17 protein-coding genes are annotated in these 20,394 nt (G+C 57.8%); 5 read left to right on the top strand and 12 right to left on the bottom strand.

Features of this window, described 5'->3' with window-relative positions:
• Nucleotides 1-57 precede the first annotated feature (57 nt).
• Entirely contained in the window at nt 58-1,959 is a 1,902-nt protein-coding gene (locus ASQ50_RS06535) for an alkaline phosphatase D family protein (RefSeq protein WP_058092712.1), read from the top strand.
• Here ASQ50_RS06535 and ASQ50_RS06540 read toward each other — a convergent pair.
• Both ASQ50_RS06540 and ASQ50_RS06545 read right to left on the bottom strand, forming a co-directional pair.
• Nucleotides 1,956-4,058 (bottom strand): TonB-dependent receptor family protein, encoded by a 2,103-nt coding sequence (locus ASQ50_RS06540; RefSeq protein ID WP_227510193.1) that lies wholly within the window; start codon nt 4,056-4,058, stop codon nt 1,956-1,958. The genes ASQ50_RS06535 and ASQ50_RS06540 overlap by 4 nt on opposite strands.
• 134 nt (nt 4,059-4,192) lie before the next feature.
• Nucleotides 4,193-5,092, bottom strand: a complete 900-nt coding sequence (locus tag ASQ50_RS06545) for a bile acid:sodium symporter family protein (RefSeq protein ID WP_058092711.1) — start codon at nt 5,090-5,092, stop codon at nt 4,193-4,195.
• A gap of 212 nt (nt 5,093-5,304) precedes the next feature.
• Between ASQ50_RS06545 and ASQ50_RS06550 the strand changes: the two genes are divergently transcribed.
• A complete protein-coding gene (locus tag ASQ50_RS06550) occupies nt 5,305-6,741 on the top strand; it encodes a WS/DGAT/MGAT family O-acyltransferase (RefSeq protein WP_058092710.1) in 1,437 nt (478 codons plus the stop codon).
• Nucleotides 6,742-6,746: 5 nt separating this feature from the next.
• Here the strand turns inward: ASQ50_RS06550 and ASQ50_RS06555 are convergent, their stop codons facing one another.
• Complete coding sequence (locus ASQ50_RS06555; RefSeq protein WP_058092709.1) at nt 6,747-7,376, bottom strand: TetR family transcriptional regulator; 630 nt, start codon at nt 7,374-7,376, stop codon at nt 6,747-6,749.
• A 197-nt stretch (nt 7,377-7,573) separates the two neighbouring features.
• Between ASQ50_RS06555 and ASQ50_RS06560 the strand changes: the two genes are divergently transcribed.
• Nucleotides 7,574-8,680, top strand: coding sequence for a ferredoxin reductase (locus ASQ50_RS06560; protein ID WP_058092708.1), 1,107 nt, complete (start codon nt 7,574-7,576; stop codon nt 8,678-8,680).
• A gap of 48 nt (nt 8,681-8,728) precedes the next feature.
• Entirely contained in the window at nt 8,729-9,820 is a 1,092-nt protein-coding gene (locus ASQ50_RS06565; RefSeq protein ID WP_058092707.1) for a fatty acid desaturase family protein, read from the top strand.
• Here ASQ50_RS06565 and ASQ50_RS06570 read toward each other — a convergent pair.
• The 3 genes from ASQ50_RS06570 to ASQ50_RS06580 are packed head-to-tail and all read right to left on the bottom strand — an operon-like array spanning nt 9,808 to nt 10,915.
• On the bottom strand, nt 9,808-10,245 hold the full coding sequence (locus ASQ50_RS06570; protein WP_058092706.1) for an RrF2 family transcriptional regulator: 438 nt from the start codon (nt 10,243-10,245) through the stop codon (nt 9,808-9,810). The two genes, ASQ50_RS06565 and ASQ50_RS06570, sit on opposite strands and share 13 nt — an antisense overlap.
• A gap of 29 nt (nt 10,246-10,274) precedes the next feature.
• Nucleotides 10,275-10,667, bottom strand: coding sequence for a YbaN family protein (locus ASQ50_RS06575; protein WP_227510192.1), 393 nt, complete (start codon nt 10,665-10,667; stop codon nt 10,275-10,277).
• A gap of 23 nt (nt 10,668-10,690) precedes the next feature.
• A complete protein-coding gene (locus ASQ50_RS06580; RefSeq protein ID WP_058092705.1) occupies nt 10,691-10,915 on the bottom strand; it encodes a hypothetical protein in 225 nt (74 codons plus the stop codon).
• 219 nt (nt 10,916-11,134) lie between these two features.
• Here ASQ50_RS06580 and moaA point away from each other — a divergent pair, with 219 nt between their 5' ends.
• Entirely contained in the window at nt 11,135-12,127 is a 993-nt protein-coding gene (moaA, locus tag ASQ50_RS06585; protein ID WP_058092704.1) for a GTP 3',8-cyclase MoaA, read from the top strand.
• A 225-nt stretch (nt 12,128-12,352) separates the two neighbouring features.
• On the opposite strand, the gene ASQ50_RS06590 is transcribed toward moaA, so the two are convergent.
• From ASQ50_RS06590 to nosR, 6 genes are all read right to left on the bottom strand, one after another.
• Entirely contained in the window at nt 12,353-12,967 is a 615-nt protein-coding gene (locus tag ASQ50_RS06590) for a nitrous oxide reductase accessory protein NosL (RefSeq protein WP_068351415.1), read from the bottom strand.
• A 20-nt stretch (nt 12,968-12,987) separates the two neighbouring features.
• Nucleotides 12,988-13,818 (bottom strand): ABC transporter permease, encoded by an 831-nt coding sequence (locus ASQ50_RS06595; protein ID WP_058092703.1) that lies wholly within the window; start codon nt 13,816-13,818, stop codon nt 12,988-12,990.
• Nucleotides 13,815-14,747, bottom strand: coding sequence for an ABC transporter ATP-binding protein (locus tag ASQ50_RS06600; RefSeq protein ID WP_058092702.1), 933 nt, complete (start codon nt 14,745-14,747; stop codon nt 13,815-13,817). Before ASQ50_RS06600 ends, ASQ50_RS06595 begins: the two co-directional genes overlap by 4 nt.
• Nucleotides 14,744-16,012, bottom strand: coding sequence for a nitrous oxide reductase family maturation protein NosD (locus ASQ50_RS06605; RefSeq protein ID WP_058092701.1), 1,269 nt, complete (start codon nt 16,010-16,012; stop codon nt 14,744-14,746). Before ASQ50_RS06605 ends, ASQ50_RS06600 begins: the two co-directional genes overlap by 4 nt.
• Before the next feature lie 284 nt (nt 16,013-16,296).
• Nucleotides 16,297-18,192, bottom strand: coding sequence for a TAT-dependent nitrous-oxide reductase (gene nosZ / locus ASQ50_RS06610; RefSeq protein ID WP_058092700.1), 1,896 nt, complete (start codon nt 18,190-18,192; stop codon nt 16,297-16,299).
• Between the two features lie 62 nt (nt 18,193-18,254).
• Nucleotides 18,255-20,363 (bottom strand): transcriptional regulator NosR, encoded by a 2,109-nt coding sequence (gene nosR, locus ASQ50_RS06615; RefSeq protein WP_058092699.1) that lies wholly within the window; start codon nt 20,361-20,363, stop codon nt 18,255-18,257.
• Nucleotides 20,364-20,394 lie beyond the last annotated feature (31 nt).

Raw genomic sequence — 20,394 nt, forward strand, 5'->3', positions numbered from 1 at the left:
CAGACCCCACTGACGACACCAACATATCACCCACAAGACGCCAGCACGGTTCCCGCCGTGCTGGCCGGCCCAATTCTTCGCCACACCGATCGCGAGTCCCTGACCCTCTGGCTGGTAACCCGCGACCCTGTGTCGGTCACCGTCGAGCTGTTCGACGGTGACAACCCTATTCTCAGCCGCAAGGCCAACGCCGAAGAGCACACCAGGCTGCGCGTCGGGCAACTGGCCTGGCTTCATCTGATCCGTTTTCAGCCGGACACGCCCTTACCGGCTTCCCGTTTGATCGGCTACGACCTGCACCTGACGAACGCTGACTGCACCAGCGCGGGCCGCATTCAGGACTGGGCGCCGCACCTGTGTCATGACGGCCACACCCGGCCAACATTTGTGATCAAACCCCGGCTGGACCGCCTTCTGCACGGTTCCTGCCGGCGTCCTCACCATCCAGCTACCGATGGGCTGGTTCGGGTGGATCAGGAACTGGCGAATGCCGCTTCCCCCAACGACCGTCCCGCCCTGCTGCTGATGACCGGCGATCAGATTTACGCTGATGACGTCGCCGGCCCCATGCTGCACGCCATTCACGAGGTGGTGCAGGCATTGAGTCTGGCTCAGGAAACACTTGCCGGTGCCGATCTGACCCACAGCAGTGCCCTGGCCGACAATGCCGATACCTACTATCACCGGGATCGCCTGCTGCCGGAATCAGAGTTCAATGAAGACCTGACGGAAAAGTTCTTCGGCGGCGTGCGCAAACCGGTGTTCACCACCGCCCACGCGGGTAATCACCTGATCAGTTTTGCCGAAGTATTCGCCATGTACCTGCTGGTCTGGTCGCCGGCACCCTGGCAACTGGTCACCGAGGCGATGCCGGTCAGCCAACCGGATGACCAGGCCCGCTATCGACGGGAGCAGGAACACATCGACCGGTTCCGGGCCACTCTGCCCGATGCCGCGCGGGCCCTGGCCAACGTGCCGGTGTACATGATCTTCGATGATCACGACGTCACCGACGACTGGAACCTGTCGGCTCTGTGGGAGAGCACCGCCTACGACCACCCGTTTTCCCGCCGCATCATTGGCAACGCCCTGCTTGGCTATCTGCTGTGTCAGGGCTGGGGCAACCAGCCGGCCGTATTTGACGAGCTGATCGAGCAATGTGCCGCGCTGTTACCGGCGGAAGCGCCCCGGGAAGACCTCGATGCCGGCCTGCAGGACGAACTGATCGATACCCTGTTCCACTTCCACCACTGGCACTACACCCTGGCCACCGAACCGCCGCTGGTGGTGCTGGATACCCGCACCCGGCGCTGGCGCAGCGAAGTGCGCCGCAGCCATCCGTCCGGATTGATGGACTGGGAGGCGTTGACCGATTTTCAGCAGGCGGTGATGGGCAAAGACGCGGTCGTGGTGGTATCCCCTGCGCCCATGTTCGGGGTCAAACTGATCGAAATGATCCAGCGGGTGTTCACCTGGTTCGGAAAACCGCTGATGGTGGATGCGGAAAACTGGATGGCCCATCGTGGGGCCGCAAACGTGTTGCTGAATATTTTCGGCCACCCGAAAACCCCGAAACATTTCGTGATTCTCTCCGGTGACGTGCACTATTCCTTCGCCTATGACGTTCGGCTTCGGCACAAAACCGACAGCCCGCGCATCTGGCAGATCACCAGCAGCGGCATCAAGAACGAATTCCCCAACAGCCTGCTGGAATGGCTGGACCGCTTGAACCGCTGGCTGTTTGCGCCCTGGTCACCGCTGAACTGGTTTACCAAACGCCGGCGCATGCGCATTGCACCGCGCCTGCCCGAAGGCCGGGAAGCCGGTGAACGCCTGTGGAATGGTGCCGGAATTGGCGATCTCAGGCTGACCCCGGACGGCGTGCCGTCCGCCATCTGTCAGTTGAATTCCGACGGCGGCGGCACGCAGTTCCACAAAGGTCGGGAAGAAGAGGGTTAGAACGACCACTCCACGCCCGCGTAGAAGGTACGGCCGGGGCCCGGCTCGAAGTAGCCCCGGTCGGCCACGGCTCGGTCAGCGTTGGCGTTGATGCGAACGTTGGCGAAGTAGTCCTCATCCAAAAGGTTCCGCAGGCCTGCGTACAGGCTGAACGACTGGTCGCTGATCAGGAACCGGTCGCCCACCCGAACGCCCAGCAGCCAGACATCGCTGACTTCGGTCTGGTTGCTGTTTTCAGCGTAGAACTCGCCAATGTACTGGCTTTCCAGCGCGGCAAACCGGCCGCCCGCCCCCTGCCATTTCACCTCGTTCACCCACAGGGTCGACGGCAATCCAGGGATTTCATTGCCGTTGGCGTTATTGCCCTGCTCGTCGGTGAAGTCCCGCAGCTCGTAGTCGGCCAGGGTCAGGGCACTGGTGACTCGCCAGTTGTAGGAAATGTCCCAGTCGATGCCCAGCTCCAGGCCCTGACGGCGGGTTTCGCCGGCATTTTCGTAAAAGGTACGGCCATCCAGTTCGTAGGGCAGGATTTCATCCTTAACCCGGATGGAGAACAGCGCCAGGTCATAGCTGAGCGAATTACCCCATAAACCACGAACACCAATCTCCCTGTTCAGCGCCTTTTGCGGTTCCACATCCGGGTTAAAGCCACCGGCACCCGAGGGGTTGGCAAACTCGGTAAACGTGGGAGACTCAAACGCCGTACCAACGGTGGCATATACCTGATGCCGGGGCGCCAGGCGATAGCTCAGGCCAACCACGCCGCTGACTTCCCGGAACGTCCGGCTGCCGGAATCATCTCCGTCCTCAAGCCGGTCATCATCGACCGACAGGCGCAGGTGATCCCAGCGGGTCCCGAGTGAAAAATTCAACCGATCCGTCAGCGCCAGATCCCCCTGGGCGAATACAGCCACGTTTGTCGCGTTCTGGGTTTCGGCCTGGGTTTGCCCGGTAATCTCGCCCATGGGTGACACCTGGTAGCGCCGGCGGTCATCCGACTGCCGATGGACATCCGCGCCGGTTACCCAGGTCAAAGGTCGCCCGGCCAGCTCGGAACCTTGCTGGTACTGGGAACTGATGCCGTAAAAATGGCGGTCGTAGGCCACGCGGCTGGCGCCGGGGAAAGGCAACTGCTGGGCGAAATCCCGATGACTGTAAAAGGTGTTCACGGTGACCTCACCGGGCAATACAGCGGCATCCTGATACTGCAGCCCCAGGGTTTGCTGATTCACCGTCTGGCCGCTGTCCAGCCGATTGGCCATAAAGGTAGCCTGGTTCGGATCATCCTCTACCTGGGACAGGGTCAAGCCGCCCGGGTCCTGGGCTTTCGGGTTATGCAAGGCGTTGAAGGTGGCGGTCAGCTCCCTCTCGGAATCCAGCTCATGGGAAAGTCGGGCGTTGAACAGGCCCTTTTCCGCCTCACTCTGCTCCCGGTGGCCGTTTACATTCATCCAGGACAGCGTTGCGATGGCACTGGTGTCGCCGCGAACGCCATTACCCTGAATGGCGGCCTTGCGGTAATCATCGCTGCCGCCATCAAGGCGCAGCCGGGCACCGGGGGGCAAATCATCGCCACGGGCCGTGGTGATATCCAGCACGCCACCGGCGGCATTGCCATACTGCACCGAGGACGGGCCCCGAATAATCTCAATACGCTGGGCGGAATCCAGGTCAATGGCATCGATCTGCGACTGGCCATCCGGCAGGGTGTAGGGAATGCCGTCTACCTGAATGCGGATACCACGAATACCGAAGGGCGCGCGAGCCCCGAAACCCCGAGTCGACAGTCGCAGATTCTGGGCGAAGTTATAACGGTTCTGGAAGAACAGGCCAGGCACGGTATTGAGGGATTCGTCCAGTTGCAGGCGCTGCTGGCCCTGGCGGATGGCGGGAGCGTCCACTACGCTGACCGCAGCGGGGGTATCGTAAAGGTCACGAGCCAGGCGAGGTGAGGTCACTTCCAGAACGATTTCCCCAATCGCCTCGCCCTCGTCCGCAACCTGTGCCACCAACTCGCTTGACGGCATCATGACCGACACAATGGCGAACGCAATCACCAACCGCTGTGAGTAACCATGCCCCTGGGCTTCCTCTTTCACTTCACTTCCCCCCTGCCATCAGTTGCATGATACGCACCAGCCGCGAACCCGATCACATCCGCGCAGGCCTGAGCATAACGACTAAGCCGGCGACTGAATACCCAACAATAGTTGGAATGCGGCTGCCAAATATGTCAATCGATTGGCTGGGCGGCGGTGGTCTGCACATTGGATTTGGGAATAATGCTGCGACCATACACCGCCAGCAAGAACCCGATGGGGAACATAAGCACACCGTATACGGCAGCGGGGATGGACATGGCACTGGATTCCAGCAGCGTCAGGGTAACCATCAGGCCAATGGTCGCGTTCTTGACACCCAGCTCAACCGCCACGGCCAGTGATTCGCGCTGAGTCAGGCCCGCCGCACGCCCGGCAAGCAGGCCCAGAACAATGCCCACCACATTGAGCATGATGGTTGAAGGGCCAGCCTGCTTCAACAAATCGCCAATCTGGTCACGAACACCGAACAGCAGGGCCACAATCAGAACCGCCAGGACCACGCCCCCGAAAATGCTGACCACACTCTCAGCTTTACGTGCCAGCTCAGGCTTGTGAGTGCGCACAATCATGCCAAGAGCCACCGGGAACAACACGATGCCCACCAGCATGCCGATGGTTTTGCCCACTGGTAGCGAGATGTCCTCCGCCGTGCCCATAAAGTGCTGCAAGGCCATATTGGTAAAAAGCGGCAGGGATATGATGGTGATCAGACTAGCTATGACGGTCAACACAATAGACAGGGCAATGTTACCCCTGGCCAGCAAAACGAACAGGTTGGATGTGGTGCCGCCAGGGCAGGCTGCAATAATCACTAGCCCCACCGCGATGGCAGGCGACACCCCAAACAGGTAGGCCAGCGCAAACGCAGCCAGCGGCATCAACAATATCTGGGCGATGGTGCCGACCACCATGCCGCGCGGGTAAACCGCCACCTGGCGAAAGTCCCGAACGGTCAGGGTCATCCCGATACCGATCATGATGATAAAGAGCGCCACCGGCAAACCTGCCGAGATCAGCGGGCTGGATTCCACGAAACCTCCGTCATTCTTTGTTATTGATTGTTTGCAGAGAGAAATTAGCACACTACCCGACAGATCGGCAGCGCCGGATGGCTACATTGTGTAACTGCAACCCCCCGTAAAAGCCAGAACTAAATGGGCGTTTTGATCGTGTGTTACTGCGGTAATCAGTATACTTGCGTGTAACAATCAAAAAATGACTGAGTGACGGAGATACACAAGGAATGAAACGTCTCGGAACACTGGACGCCTCATGGTTGGCGGTAGAATCTGAAGACACCCCGATGCACGTGGGTAACCTGCAGATATTCTCACTGCCGGAGGGAGCCCCGGAAACTTTCCTGCGGGACATGGTCTCCCGTATGAAAGAGGCGGATGATGTAGCCCCCCCCTGGGGATACAAGCTGGCCTGGTCCGGCTTTCTCGGGAGGCTGGTCTCCCCTGCCTGGAAAATCGACAAGGATATCGATCTCGACTACCACGTACGACACTCAGCCCTGCCGCGCCCTGGCGGCGAGCGGGAGCTTGGCATCCTGGTGTCGCGCCTGCACTCCAATCCCCTGGATTTTTCCCGCCCGCTGTGGGAATGCCATGTCATCGAGGGGCTGGAAAACAATCGCTTTGCCCTGTACACCAAGATGCATCACTCCATGATTGATGGCATCAGTGGTGTACGCCTGATGCAGCGGGTACTGACCACAGACCCGGAACGCACCAAGATGCCCCCGCCCTGGACAGTACGGCCGGAGCGGCGCCGGGGCAGTAAAACCGATAAAGAAGCCAGCGTACCGGCGGCGGTGTCGCAGGCGATGGATGCCCTGAAACTTCAGGCTGATATGGCACCCAGACTCTGGCAGGCTGGCAACCGCCTGGTTCACTCGGTGCGGCACCCGGAAGACGGCCTGACGGCTCCCTTCACGGGCCCCGTCTCTTTGCTGAATCACCGGGTAACCGGTCAGCGCCGTTTCGCTACCCAACACTATCAGCTGGATCGCCTGAAAGCTCTGGCGCACCAATCCGGTGGTTCTCTGAACGATATCGTACTGTATCTGTGCGGAACGGCATTGCGCCGATTTTTGCTGGAACAAGGCCAGCTACCCGACATACCCCTGACGGCCGGCATTCCGGTTAACATCCGCCCGGCCGACGACCAAGGTACGGGGACCCAGATCAGTTTCATGATTGCCTCTCTTGCTACCGATGAAGCAGACCCGCTGAACCGGCTTCAGCAAATCAAGACGTCTACCCGACGGGCCAAGGAACATCTGCAAAAACTGCCGAAGAGTGCACTGACCCAATACACCATGCTGCTGATGTCACCCTATATCCTGCAGCTTATGTCTGGCCTGGGCGGGCGCATGCGGCCAGTGTTTAACGTGACGATTTCAAACGTCCCGGGGCCGGAGCGAACGCTTTACTACGAGGGCGCAAAGCTGGAAGCCATGTACCCGGTATCTTTGATTGCCCACGGCGGGGCCCTGAACATTACCTGTTTGAGCTATGCCGGCTCACTGAACTTCGGTTACACCGGCTGCCGCGACACTCTACCCAGCATGCAGAAGCTGGCGGTGTACACCGGGGAAGCACTGGATGAGCTGGAGAGCCTGATTTTACCTCCCAAGCCACGCAAAACCAGGACCAAAAAGCCTGCGGCCAAGTAATCAAATCAGGCGCTGTCGCTGTTCCAGTTGGCAGCGCCGACAAACACCATCTGCAGGAAACGGGTGGTGCGCTTACGCACCTGGCCGATCTGGTAATCGTCGTCTTCTGATATGCTGAGCAGGTCGGTCAGGCTGAAGGCCACGGTTCGCACTACCAGATCGCAGGTTACATCCAGATCGGCGTCACTAAGATGCTCCATTAACCTGAGCCGGCGAAGATCGTTGGCCAGCTCGCTGGCGAAGAAACGCATTTCACTGCGAATCCCCTCCTGTACCGCCCGACTTTCCCCCGCCAGGCCCTGAGCCATAAACAGGAAGAAACTGCGGTTGGCCTGGGCATGAGCCACGAAGATACCCACGGACTCTTCAATCAGCTTGTCTGCCTGCAACACATTGGCTCGCGCTTCCCGCATCATTCGGCGTAGCACCAGGCCCAGCTCATCCACCAGCTGCAAACCCAGATCGTCCATGCTCCGGAAATGCCTGTAAAAGGATGTAGGCACAACACCGGCCTGCCGGGTGACCTCCCGAATGCCCAGGCTGGCGAAATGCCGGCCTTTACCCACCAATGCCAGAGCCGCACTCATCAGCTTCTCGCGGGTTTCCCCTGGCTTGCGCCTTTGTTTGTCTGCCATTCCTCTTCCCGTACCGCTTAACCAGGTTCACAAGTGTACACATTAGACCGGAGAAAGAACCACCTGACTTGTCATTTCGAGCCAACCATCACGCCAGGTAATTGTTGAAAGTCAAACTTGTGTGTACAGTCGTACACATTAGTGGACACTTGTACACATGCAGTGGAACAAGTACCAACAAGTATGGAGAACCAATCATGCTGGCACGACTCTCAAACACCAAAGCACTTCACTGGCTTGGCCGGCAGTTACTGAACCGGGACAACCCGGCCGGCTATTTCGACCCGCTGGCCGAAGCCATCAACCCGATGTGGGTACAAGAGTACACACCGGCACGAGTAGAGAACATTATTGACGAAACAGCTGACACCAAAACCTTCGTTCTGAAGCCGGCAAAACGATGGGCCGGGTTCCAGGCAGGTCAGCATGTGAACATCTGTACCGATATAGAGGGTGTTCGCCGCACCCGCACCTTCAGCCTGTCCAGCTCACCGTTGTTGTGGCAGTCCGAGGGGCAGATCACCCTGACCATCAAGCGCCTGCCCGGTGGACTGGTCACCAACTGGATGCACGACGCCCTGCAACCGGGAGATGTGATTGGGCTTACAGAGGCGTTTGGGGAGTTCCTGATTCCCGAGCCGGCGCAACCCGTGCTGTTCATCGCCGGCGGTAGCGGCATCACCCCTATCCTGAGCCAGCTTCAGACCATGGCAGCAGAGGACTATCGGGCCCCCGTTACCCTGCTCTATTACGTGCGCACCCAGAATGACGTGATCGCCCGGGAAGCACTGCAGGCCCTGGCAGCACGCTGGCCTGCGCTGTCACTGACCATCATCGCAACCAATGAGAGCGACGAGCCTCGTTATCTGCGGGACAGCGACCTGGAGACCGTCGCGGGCATCAAGGCCAGAGAAGTATTCCTGTGCGGACCCAAAGGTCTGATGGACCTGGCAACGGAACTTCTGGCCAAGCGCGGCCTGAAGGAGAAGCAGATACACAGTACCTTTTTTGCGCCCCCGGCACAGGCATCTCTGGATAGCGATCAACTGGGTGGTGAAGTGACCTTTTCCAACAGCAACCTGAAAGTGGGCTCAGAAGGCGATGCCAACCTGCTGGAGATTGCCGAAGCCTCTGGCCTGAAACCCCAATATGGCTGCCGCATGGGCATCTGCCACCAGTGCAGCTGCCGCAAAACCAGCGGCATCGTGGTTAACCGGCTTACCGGCAAGGTCTCCGGCCCGGGTGAAGAGCCTGTTCAACTTTGTGTTTCGGTTCCCCAAGGGCCTGTCGCCCTGGACGTCTAACCCCATTCTTTTGTATTGCGGCGATTATTGCCGCAGGGAGTCATCGATATGAAAAAGCTTAACGAAGACCAACTGAACGAGCTGCAGAAAGATCTGGACGCCATCCGTGACGAGGTCATTGCAGACCTGGGCGAGCGGGATGCCAAGTACATCCGCAAGATCATCCGCCTGCACCGCACCCTGGAAGTGGGCGGCCGGGTGATGATGCCCTTTGGCTTCATTCCACCCGTATTCGTGGCCGCTACCGCAACGCTGGGTATCGCAAAAATCATAGAGAACATGGAAATCGGCCATAACGTCATGCATGGCCAATACGACTGGATGAATGACCCGGCCCTTAACTCTCAAACCTATGAATGGGACACCGTTTGCACCAGCGATTCCTGGCGCCGGACCCACAACTACGAACATCACACCTACACCAATATCATTGGCAAAGATCGGGACTATGGCTATGCAGTGCTTCGCCTGAGTGATGACGTGAAATGGCACCCGGGCCACCTGTTGCAGTTCATCAACTACATTCTGCTGACCGTGCTGTTCCAGTGGGGCGTCGGGGTACACGAACTGGAGAGCGAGAAGATCCGCCGGGGTGAGTTGCGCTGGCGCGACAAGCTGCCGTTCCTGAAGGATTTTGCCCGTAAGGGCGGTCGCCAGGGATTCAAGGATTACGTATTCTTCCCGCTACTGACCCTGCCTGTCGCTCCTATCGTTCTGGCAGGCAACGTGGGTGCTAACCTGATTCGTAACATCTGGGCATCCACCGTTATCTTCTGCGGGCACTTCACCCAAGATGCGGAGACCTTTACCGAGGAAGAATGCGAGGGTGAAAGCAAAGGCCACTGGTATCTGCGCCAGCTCACCGGTTCATCCAACTTCACCGGCGGTAAGTGGCTGCACGTGTTGAGTGGACACCTGAGTTACCAGATTGAACACCACGTGTTCCCCGACCTGCCGGCTCACCGCTACCCGGAGATTTCCGAGAAGGTTCAGGCAGTGTGCGAGAAATACGACATTCCATACAACACCGGGAGCTTTGCCAAACAGTATGGCACCGTCCTCAAACGTATCGGCAAATTCTCGCTGCCGGACGTGGTAAGAACCCGATTGGAAGGAAAGCGCGAGCTTCAGGCGATCTGAAGCAAGCGCACCAGCTGTGGCCGGTGTTTATCCTGGATAACATCGGCCAGAGTGTATTTGTCGAGTGTTTCAAGGAATGCCTTCAAGGCTTCGGCAAACATGGCCTTCAGGCCGCACACCGGGGTGATCTTGCAGGCATTCTTTGATGAAAAGCACTCAACAATGCTGAGGTCCTGCTCCGTTTCCCTGACAAGAACACCGATGTTGATCTCATTGGGCGCCATGTGCAGGCGCATACCACCTTTCTTGCCCCGAATGGTCTCGATGTAGCCTTTCTTGTTGAGCTGATGAACCACTTTCATCAGGTGATTCTTGGAAATTTCGTAGCTGTCTGCAATTTCCTGAATGGTGGCCAGACGATCACCCTGTTCAGCCAGATAAATCAGAACTCTCAAGGAATAATCTGTATAGCGGGTGATGTGCATTCATAACTCCATAAATATGACGGAAAACTTTAACAGGATGGCCTCGTGAGCAGATAACCTGCAACGCTCAGCAGGAACAGCCCCGAAACCGTCAATACAAATACTGTTGAACCCAGCCAGACCAACATGCTCCAGCTCAACGCCATCATGGCGCAGGCGAGAATCTTCGCCTTAACCGGAATGGCCCTGCGCTCTTGCCACTGGGCAATTGCCGGGCCGAAAGTCGGGTGCTCTTCAAGCCACCGGGCAAACTCCGGAGACCCTTTACTGGCAAAGTAAGCCGCCAGTATGACAAACGGCGTGGTCGGCAACAGCGGAAGAACAACCCCGGCGGCACCAATCGCTACAGACATATACGCAAGTATCCGGAAACCGGTTTTACCGGAAGGTGCTTTCATGGCACGGGTCTCGGAACGATTCATAACTACATCTATTCTACCGTGAATCAATGTACGGGTCTGCCCAACTTGCTCAGAAAGGCCAGACGGGCAACGTAGGCAATTTTCACCCCAACCGCGAATAAAAGGGTTCCCATGTGGGCGGCAATCTGCACTGGCAGTGCCAAGGCATCGGCCAGCGGGTAAGCCAGCATCACCGTCAACAGCAATCCCAGGAACGACACCAGAACCGCAGCGTTTGATATGACCAGCCATTTTTCAAAGCGTTCCATGATCGCCCCCATTAAACATGTATACTTTTTACTTATTAAAAGATACATCGGCTGTGCTTGAAAATCAAACAGAAAAAATACCCGCAAACAAGACGCGCCTTTTCCTCATCTGGGGTTAGAACGAAGGATTACCCCCCGAGAGGTATCGGATTGAGCTGGGATATCTGTGATACTTTGACTATCCTTTATACATATGACTCCAGACAGGGAAACCTGCCCATGCCGCAAGCCAAGCTGACCGATCGATTTGGCCGCACCGTCAATTACGTGCGCCTGTCGGTAACTGACCGCTGCGACTTCCGCTGTGTGTACTGCATGGCGGAGGACATGACCTTTCTGCCCCGCCAGCAGGTTCTGACGCTGGAGGAGATCGCCAGGCTGGCTCGCAACTTTGTTGCCCTGGGTACCGAGAAAATCCGCCTGACGGGCGGCGAACCCCTGGTCCGCAAAGACATCCTTGAACTGGTCCGCGAAGTAGGCACCTATGGTTTGCGGGACTTTGCCATGACCACCAATGGCAGCCAGCTGCCGACCATGGCGGAGAAACTGCGTAAGGCGGGCCTGCACCGTCTCAATATCAGTCTGGATTCCCTGGATTCTGAAAAATTCCGTTCCATTACCCGCACCGGCAATCTTCAGCAGGTTTTGGACGGCATTGATGCCGCCCGGGATGCCGGCTTCCGCGGTATCAAGCTGAATACGGTGGTGATGAAAGGCCGCAATGATGAAGAGATTCCGGAGCTGATTGAGTTTGCCCGCAGGAAGCAGGTGGATATCAGTTTTATTGAGGAGATGCCGCTGGGCGAGATTTCGGAGCATGATCGTGGTCTTGCTTTGTGCACCAGCGAGGAGGTGCGGGATATCATCCGTCAGCGCCATGAGCTGATTCCGGTGGCCAAGGATTCTGGCGGGCCGGCACGTTACTATCAGATGCCGGACAGCGATGTTCGGGTCGGGTTTATTTCACCGCATTCCCATAATTTCTGTTCGACCTGTAACCGGGTTCGGGTGACGGTTGAGGGGCGGCTTTTGCTGTGCCTTGGCAATGAGCATTCGGTGGATTTGCGGCGGGTTCTGCGCGGCAATCCGGTGACGGATGACAAGCTTCAGCAGGCGATCATTGATGCGATGGATCTGAAACCGGAGCGGCATCACTTTTCCAGCAATGGTGAGGTTCAGATTCTTCGGTTTATGAATATGACTGGCGGTTGATTGTTCCAGCCTGTTGATTCCTAGCCTTTTAGGTTTGGAACTGGAGCCAGTGGCGGTTGGCCTTCCAAAAAACGCTCCTTCGGCACTTCCTTGTGGCGCTTGGGCTCCGCCATCCATGGCTCCGCACATTTTTGGAAGGCCAACCGCCACCGGCTCTTTCTGACTCTCGTTGGTTCGCTCCGAAACACCTTCTTTGTTTACCGAAACCTGATCACTCTCGGCATCTCAGTGTCCATGGTGGTCATTAGGATTTACATGTTTTGAGTGTTCATCCTTTTCTTCGCTCTGATCATTCATATGATCCATCTCACCCATATCCTCCATCCCGTGCATCGTCATGCCAGCGTTCAGGTGCTCTAGGGTGATATCCCCAAAGCTGAGGATCTCGCCCCCGTAGGTCGCGGCAAAGTCGGTCGCTTCGGATTCTGTTTCAAACGATGCCAAGGTCGGGCCCATGGCGCCGGTGCGTTCTGAGCCGACGACGTAGAAGGCTTCACGGGCGTCGATCAGGTGGGTGTCGTCGGGGTGGTCCCAGTGGGATTCAGCCATGTTGTGAACGTACAGGGTATGGTCCCGGTTGACGTTTTCGGGCTGCAGGAACCAGGCGAACATGTCTTTGGTGGAGCAGAACTTGCGGGTGTGCTGCTGGCGTTCGGTAAATGCCTGGCCTTTGGGGCCGGGGAAGTTGGTGATGACCATGCCGCATACGTGGCATTCGTCGCCGGAGTCAAAGTGAACCGGGTCGGGTTTGGCGACGGCTTGCTGTTCGCCGTTGGAGCAACCCGCGAGGGTGATCGCCATCAGGGCCGCTATAAGCCATTTGGTGAGCGGTGTGGGCATGGTTCTGTTCTCCGGTGGTATCAGATTTTTCGGTTTTTGAATAACAACAGGGCGCCAATCAGCGGTGTGGCACACCAAAGCGCCAGGCCCAGCCAGAGCCCTCCGGTGCCGATGGGCAGGTCTGAGCCCAGGCTGAGTACACCGCTAAGCTGGTTGCCGTCGCCAAAGGCGACGATGTTGAGCAAGCGGTAGATATCGGTGGGATTCAGCATCAGCAGCCATGGCAGCAGCTCCGGGTTGAGCTTGCCCTCGCTGGCAACCAGGATGCCCAGTAGCATCAGGTCAAAGATCAGCACGAAGAAGAACCAGATGGCCAGGGCCAGGCCTGCGGCGACCGGTTTCTCGCTGACTCGGACGCTGACCAGGTACGCCAGGGCGATGAAGCCCCACCCCAGCAGAACGGTTGAGCCGATGAACCGGCCCATGGCGGCCGCCAGGGCGCCGACAGCCACATCGTCCACCAGCACGGCGATGGCGATGGCGGCAACGCCGAAGCCGATGAGTGTGGCCAGGGCCAGGGTCAGGCCGTGGCCGAGGAATTTGCCGAGCAAGAGCTGGTTTTTACTGAGTGGGTAGGTCATCAGCAGCAGGAGCGTGCCGCCCTCTTCTTCACCCACGATGGCGTCGTAGGCCAGCAGCAGCGCTATCAAAGGAATCAGGAAAATACCAAGACTGGCCAGGCTGGCAATGGTGGCCGGGGTGGATGCGTAACCCACCTGCCCGGATGCCGCGGCGCCAAACCAGGCAATGCCCAGGGCCAGGGTGGCAAACACCAGGGAAATGGCTACCAGCCATCGATTGCGGAAGCTGTCGCTAAGTTCTTTACGGGCAATGGTCCAGATGGCGTTCATTGGCTGCCTCCCCGGTGGGCTAGTCCGCCCGATCCGATGAAGTGGACGTAGATATCTTCCAGGCTGGGCTGGTGTATTCCCAGGTCCGCCACCTCTCCGGAGTTCATCAATGCGTGTATCAACGCCATTTTTTCCTTTGGCCCCACATCTACCTGCAGTCGGCCGTTGTTGCTTTTCATCATCAACCCGGCCTTGGGGCTTGCACCGTCAATCGCTTTCTCCAGGGCGGCCATGGTAGTGGCCGGCTCCAGGCTGAGGGTGACCGGCATGTTGGCTTGCCGGCGCAGCGCGGGCAGGTCTCCGGCGGCTTTCAGGGCGCCATCGGTCAGAATGGCGGCGCGGTCGATATAGGGCTCTACCCCCGGCAGCACGTGGGAGCACAACACAATGCCCGTGCCCTCATCCCGCAGGCGCCGCAGCAACCGGTACAGATCGGCTGTTGCCACCGGGTCCAGGCCCACGGTGGGCTCGTCCAGCATCAACAGTTTCGGCTTGCCGAGCAACGCCTGGGCCAGGCCAAGGCGCTGGCGCATGCCTTTGGAGTAGGTTTTGGTACGGGCATCCATGGCGTCATCCAGCCCGACTTGCTCCAGAAGTTCCGGCACCTGCGTGAGACTGGCACCTTTGAGCCGGGCAAAATGGCTGAGGATTTCCCGCCCAGTCAGCTGCGGGTAGAACATCACGTTCTCCGGCAGATAGCCTATGTGTTGGCTTACGTGGGGATCACCGGCTTCGCCACCCAACACAGAAACCTTGCCCTGGGTCGGTTTCATCAAACCCAGAATGAGTTTGATCGAAGTGGTTTTACCCGCCCCGTTGTGGCCAAACAGTCCGAGAATTTCCCCCGGCTCCAGCCGCAAGTCCACGCCGTGGAGCACCGTCGCCTTATCGTAGCGGTGGCTCACATTGTCCAGTCGAAAGCAGTTCATCGGATCTCCGATTGCAGGTGTTCGGGAATTCGCATCAACGGTTTGGGATCACTCACCCCGGCAGACTTCACCACCGGAAACGCATCCTGCACCCAACGCAGGGTATCCACCGCCGGGCTGAACATCAGCACCCGGGCCTCCGGGTACTTCCACAACAGGCGGTCCACGTTGTCATTAGGCTCATACGGCACATCACCAATGCCATCCTGGTTACGATCCCAGCCCAGATAATCACTCCAGAAATTCCCCCGCCCATCCTTCGCCCAGGACTGGGTACGAGTGGCCACATACTTCACCTGCCGCTCGTTGTTCACAAAGGCATTATCAAACACCTCGTTTTGCTCAGAACCGGCGGTCAGGTGAATCCCGATATTGCTGTGACCGAAATAATTGCCCTCAAAGGTGTTGTACAGCGAGTTGTAGATGAACACCGCTTTACCCTCGCCCCCGGAAATCATCACCCCACCAGTTTGCCCCTGAGACACCCCGGTCACCACGTTGCCCTTGAGAGTAGAATTGGTGATGAAATTCATCAGAATCCCGTAATTCTCATCATTCTCCGACCGGTTATTCACCACCGTCAGATACTTGCTCTGCATCAACGCGTACCCCGTGCGAGTGCCACGGGTCAGATTGCCTTCCAGCAGGTTGTGCATCGAATACATGTAGTGAATGCCGTAGCGCAGATCCGACATCACGTTATTGCGAATCTTGTTGTTATTCGCCGTCTCGATATAAATCGCATCCCGGGTCTGGCGGATGTCGTTGCCCTCAATCAACGCCCCGGTGGTATTGAACAGATGAATCCCATTCCCCCGGTCCTGAGAACGAAGGCTGGCCTCCCCGCGTATCTCGTTATTCCGGACAACCACATCCGGCGTGGCGTCCAACCAAACCCCGAACGCCGGCCCCTGAAGCCGGTTATCCGCAACAACCGCCCCCTTCGCCTCCCGAGCCACAAAAATCCCCGCATCCAACTTATTCAGATCCTGCCCCCAGTTACGCACCACACAACCGGAAAACGACACCCCCTCCGCCAGAATCTCCACCGCATGCCCCGCCCCACCGGCATCAATCACCGAATCCTCAGCACAGGACACAGAAACGCCGGGCACCCGGATAACCAATGGCGGAAGCTGCTCGGGAGGAAGCTCGAACGACACCCCGGGCTCCAGGGCATCCAGCTGATCTTGCAGGTTGGCACTTGCGGTCAGCGAAATCAGAGCGACTGACAGGGCCACCCCATAACGCAAAAGTTGATACATCAAATGCTCTCTAGGTTGATAAGTAACCCGTGGACGTCGCGACCTGAGACAGAACCACGGGGAAATTCATAGCGCCTTCGGCCGCCCCGAGGACAGCACGGTATCCGGCAATCCAAGTGGAGAGACCTTTCCAAAACTGTGCGGAGCCAAGGATGGCGGAGCCCAAGCGTCACATGGATGTGCCGAAGGAGCGTGTTTTGGAAAGGTCTCTCCACTTGGGTTGCTACTCCCAACCAACAGGCTGGGGCCCCAAAAAAGGGACCCCGAACCAAGGTCAGAAGCTATCAGGCCTTCTCGACCAACATGCGACCACCCATCTCCATATGCAGCGCATGGCAGAACCAGTTGCAGTAGTACCAGTAAACCCCAGGCTTACCCGCCGTAAAGGTCACTGATGCCGTCTGCTGAGGACTGATCTCCATACTCACACCATGGTTCACCATACAGAACCCGTGAGTCACATCTTCAATGGAGTCCAGGTTGGTCACAACCACCGTAACCTCATCGCCCTCCTTCACCTTGAACTCCAGCAACCCGAACTGCGGCGCAACCGAAGTCATGTAAACCCGAACCTTGTTGCCATCACGGATTACCTTGCTGTCAGACTCAAGATTCACCCCGTCCTTCTCTGCCATCGCACGAGTAGCGGCAAAGTAAGGATCATTCCGTTCCCAGATCTTCTTGGTCCGGATCTGGTCACGGCGTACCAGGATACAATCGTGTGGCTCGGCGTACGCGGGGCCATCGTGAACCAGCTTCATCTCCTCGCCGGAAATATCGATCAATTGATCGTTCTCGGCGTGCAGCGGGCCTACCGGCAGGAAGCGGTCCTTGGAGAACTTCGACAACACCACCAGCCACTTGCCATCGGCATCGCGTGATTCGGTCAGCGACGCGTGGTTGTGGCCCGGCTGATAGTGAACGTCCAGCTTCTGGCGGATGTAGTTCACGTCTTCGCCATTGTAGTGCTTGATCGCATCCGCGATGTTCCACTTGGCCACCTGACTGTCGATAAACAGCGTGGTGTAGGCATTGCCACGGCCATCGAACGTGGTGTGCAGAGGCCCAAGACCCAGCTCCGGCTCCGCAACAATCGGATCGCGGTCACCGATCTTGTCATCAAACAGGTCATCGAGCTTGTCGATGGCAATGATGGACACTGTCGGAGACAGTTTGCCGTTGGCAATGAAGTACTTGCCATCCGGAGAAGTGTTCAGACCGTGCGGGTTCTTCGGCACCGGAATGTAACGGGTAACGGTGGAACCCTTACGGCCGTCAACGACTGGCACGCCGGAATCACCGATGGTTTTGAAGTTACCGGCCTTGACGGCAGCTTCGATGCGCTCCACGTTGAACACCACCACCCAGTCACGGTCGTTTCGCATGGTGCCGGCCAGGTCTACGGCTTTCTCGGAGTTGTAGCAGGTTGAGGCCGCATATTTACCGGTGTAGTCGGCGTCGGTGTTATCCAGGTTGCCGTCCACAATGACCTGCCAGGCGACCTCCATGGTTTCAGCGTCAACCGCAGTAAACATGGTGTAGCTGTTCTCAAGGCTGTAATCGCTGCCATCGTTCGGTTGTGGAATGACAAACTCGGCATTACAGAACACGTAGTTCGTGCGCGGCACCTTTTGGAGACGCAAACCGTGAATCGCCTGAACATTGGGGATGTGGGTCACCTTGTCGGTTTTGAACACATCCAGTCGAATACGGGCAATACGACTGTTGGCCTTGTCGTTAATGAACAGGTATTTGCCGTCGTAACGGCCGTCTTCCATGGACACGTGCGGGTGGTGGCAATCGCCGTTTGGATACAGCTTGTCCCGGCCCAGAATGTCCTTGCTCTCGTCGGTGATGCCCCAGCCGGTGGCGGAATCAATGTTGAACACCGGAATCCGCATCAGCTCGCGCATGGACGGAACGCCCAGAACACGTACTTCACCCTGGTGACCACCGCTCCAGAAACCGTAGTACTCATCCAGTTCGCCTGGCTCGATATGCACCTTGTTACGGGCTTCACGGCCAGCGGCGGCGAACGATTCGCGGGTCATCATGGTGGTACCCAGGCCGGTTGCACCAGCCACGCCGGCCAGGGCCGCGGCGCCCATAAAGCGGCGGCGGCTCAGACCACCTTCGGGAACCTCCGGTGCGTTCTGGCTCAGATCATCTTTCTTGCTCATAGCGACAACTCCGTTATTGGTTATGGCGGTTTTAGCTTCTCATGGCTTTTTACAGGTACTGCTCAGTTCACCTGAACCACGGGGATTTCCTCCGGGTGGCCCGGTGCGTTGTGACCACGGCGTTTGCCTCGGCGCTTGACGATCAGCGGTGGGCACTTGTGGTCATCGAAATAGGTCATCTGGCAATCCAGGCAGTAGTGGCACTCCATGTAATTGATGTGCCCATCCGGATGGATAGCCTGCACCTCACATTCGTGGTCGCAGAGGCGGCAGGGGTTGCCGCACTCTTTGCGGCGCTTGAGCCAGTCGAACACCCGCAGCTTGGAAGGCAGAGCCAGGGCGGCTCCAAGCGGGCACAGATAGCGGCAGAAGACTTTACGGGTGAACAAATTGACCACCAGCAGCAACACCGCGTAGGCCACAAACGGCCAGGTACGATCGAATTTAAGGGTAATAGCGGTTTTGAATGGCTCCACTTCCGCCATTCGCTCGGCGGTTGCCAGAGAATCCAGCGAGACGCCAAACAACACCAGCAGAATTATGTATTTGATTGCCCAGAGCCGTTCATGCACGGCAAACGGCACGGTGTACTGGGGCACCTTCAGTTTGCGGGCAATTTCGTTGGTCAGTTCCTGCAGGGCGCCAAACGGGCACAGCCAGCCGCAGTAAACCGCACGCCCCCAGAGCAATACGATGCCGGCCACCACCGACCAGAGAATGAACAGCATGGGATCAATCAGGAAAGTTTCCCAGCGGAAGCCGCTGATCAGGCTGTTTACAAAGGTCAGCACGTTGACAATCGACAACTGCCCCAGGGCGTACCAGCCAATAAAGAACAGGGTGTAAGTGAGAAATGCGTGGCGAATCCAGCGCATCATCCGCGGCTTTTGCACCAACCAGTCCTGGAAGAACAGGATAAACAGCAGCACGCCAATACCCAGTCCCACCACGATGATCTGGAACTGCTTCTGATACCAGACCTGAACCCACATGGGTTGCTCTTCCAACCACTCTTCCTGGGTCAGCTCGGGCTCTGCGCGGGTGTAATACTTGTCAGGCAACTGGTATTCCAGGGGGAACACCGCAAATTCACTGTCCAGGGGACCGGTCTGGCGTTTAACCGTAAGCTCCAGAGACCAGGGCTCGCCGGGGTCGAAGTTGTACTTCTGGCGAATGATGAAGATGGCCATTTCCGGCAGGCGCGGCATATCACCGAGATACACATCACTCAGGCGGTAGTAGTCCAGGTCGCGGAAGTTAAAGGTATCGCCGAACTGCCGAACCTGCAGCCGGTCAAAAATGCCGCCGCGCACATAGCCTGAACCACGGAAAGAATAAGAGCCGTTAGCCAGCACCGCAATGGCATGTTCGCCGTCCTTTAGCTCAGACATCAGCCACTCGTACTGGCGATCACCCAACAGATTGCGGCCAATGGAAGGGGCATCCAGGTAAGCGGCGTACAAATCGATCAGGGGTTCGTCACGCTGATCCGGCGCGGCGGTTTCAAAACCTTCTGCCGGCCCACCGGCAAAGGCATCATCAACCTGGCCCCGGGTCAGCAGCATCCGGCGGATTGAGCCGTCACCGGTTAATTCTGTCCAGGAACGTTGCCGGAAGCTGTCCTTGATCACTTCAGCCTTGGGTGGCCGTTTACCAACACCAACACCTTCGACCAGGCCCAGCTCACCGCCAACTCGATGCGCCGTGCGCATAATGACTTCATTGATGACCATGACCGTGACGGTGGCACCGGATAAACCATCGACTGCCACCCTACGTTCGGACGATTTACCCCCAACGGTTACTCGCTGGTCAGCTTTCAGGCCGGCGTATTGGTCAGTGAACTCATGCATCTTGGCTTCGGGAATACCGATCAAGAGAATCGGTTCATCGTGATGGATCACCCGGGCGCCTTTGATCTCGCCTTCGGTATCCAGTACCACCATGGCATTCAAGGGCTTCCCGGAGTATGCCGGGGTTTGCACGAAATCGAGGGTCTGGTAGGCATAGCCCACCAGTTCATCGCCAGCATAGAGTTGCTGGATGGCCCGGTTGTCTTCCCGGGGCTCATAGCGAGTGACCGACGGAATGGCGACCTGAATCACCTGACGCCCGGCGACCGGTTCATACTCGCTCAATGAGGTAGCGTTGGCGGACGAGGCGAGAGCCATCAACGCGAGAAATACCAGACCTAATCCGTTA

This window comes from Marinobacter sp. LQ44, from assembly GCF_001447155.2.
In the GTDB taxonomy this organism is placed as follows: domain Bacteria; phylum Pseudomonadota; class Gammaproteobacteria; order Pseudomonadales; family Oleiphilaceae; genus Marinobacter.

What these genes read in the sequence shown, in the direction of transcription:
- ASQ50_RS06550 (WP_058092710.1), top strand. Translation starts at nt 5,305, where the DNA reads ATGAAACGTCTCGGAACACTGGACGCCTCATGGTTGGCGGTAGAATCT.
- ASQ50_RS06555 (WP_058092709.1), bottom strand. Translation starts at nt 7,376, where the DNA reads ATGGCAGACAAACAAAGGCGCAAGCCAGGGGAAACCCGCGAGAAGCTG.
- ASQ50_RS06560 (WP_058092708.1), top strand. Translation starts at nt 7,574, where the DNA reads ATGCTGGCACGACTCTCAAACACCAAAGCACTTCACTGGCTTGGCCGG.
- ASQ50_RS06565 (WP_058092707.1), top strand. Translation starts at nt 8,729, where the DNA reads ATGAAAAAGCTTAACGAAGACCAACTGAACGAGCTGCAGAAAGATCTG.
- ASQ50_RS06570 (WP_058092706.1), bottom strand. Translation starts at nt 10,245, where the DNA reads ATGCACATCACCCGCTATACAGATTATTCCTTGAGAGTTCTGATTTAT.
- ASQ50_RS06575 (WP_227510192.1), bottom strand. Translation starts at nt 10,667, where the DNA reads ATGAATCGTTCCGAGACCCGTGCCATGAAAGCACCTTCCGGTAAAACC.
- ASQ50_RS06580 (WP_058092705.1), bottom strand. Translation starts at nt 10,915, where the DNA reads ATGGAACGCTTTGAAAAATGGCTGGTCATATCAAACGCTGCGGTTCTG.
- moaA (WP_058092704.1), top strand. Translation starts at nt 11,135, where the DNA reads ATGCCGCAAGCCAAGCTGACCGATCGATTTGGCCGCACCGTCAATTAC.
- ASQ50_RS06590 (WP_068351415.1), bottom strand. Translation starts at nt 12,967, where the DNA reads ATGCCCACACCGCTCACCAAATGGCTTATAGCGGCCCTGATGGCGATC.
- ASQ50_RS06595 (WP_058092703.1), bottom strand. Translation starts at nt 13,818, where the DNA reads ATGAACGCCATCTGGACCATTGCCCGTAAAGAACTTAGCGACAGCTTC.
- ASQ50_RS06600 (WP_058092702.1), bottom strand. Translation starts at nt 14,747, where the DNA reads ATGAACTGCTTTCGACTGGACAATGTGAGCCACCGCTACGATAAGGCG.
- ASQ50_RS06605 (WP_058092701.1), bottom strand. Translation starts at nt 16,012, where the DNA reads ATGTATCAACTTTTGCGTTATGGGGTGGCCCTGTCAGTCGCTCTGATT.
- nosZ (WP_058092700.1), bottom strand. Translation starts at nt 18,192, where the DNA reads ATGAGCAAGAAAGATGATCTGAGCCAGAACGCACCGGAGGTTCCCGAA.
- nosR (WP_058092699.1), bottom strand. Translation starts at nt 20,363, where the DNA reads ATGGCTCTCGCCTCGTCCGCCAACGCTACCTCATTGAGCGAGTATGAA.